This is a genomic window from Rossellomorea aquimaris (assembly GCF_000935355.1).
In the GTDB taxonomy this organism is placed as follows: Bacteria; Bacillota; Bacilli; order Bacillales; family Bacillaceae_B; genus Rossellomorea; species Rossellomorea aquimaris_B.
Window position 1 is genome coordinate 1 of record NZ_JXZC01000045.1, and the last position, 306, is coordinate 306.

1 rRNA gene is annotated in these 306 nt (G+C 42.5%); it reads right to left on the minus strand.

The features are described 5' to 3' along the window. Positions 1 to 211, minus strand: a 23S ribosomal RNA gene (locus TV75_RS21040); the annotation flags it as partial. Positions 212 to 306 lie beyond the last annotated feature (95 nt).

Genomic DNA, 306 nt, shown 5'->3' on the forward strand with positions numbered 1-306 from the left:
GGTACTTAGATGTTTCAGTTCCCTGGGTCTGCCTTCCATACTCTATGTATTCAAGTAAGGATATTGTTCCATTACGAACAATGGGTTCCCCCATTCGGAAATCTCTGGATCAAAGCTCACTTACAGCTCCCCAAAGCATATCGGTGTTAGTCCCGTCCTTCGTCGGCTCCTAGTGCCAAGGCATCCACCGTGCGCCCTTCATAACTTAACCGAATTGGTTGTTACATCAGGTTTAAAACCTAAAATGGCGATACTCGGTAATTTCTTGACTATCAATTATATCTTTATCTAGTTTTCAAAGAACAA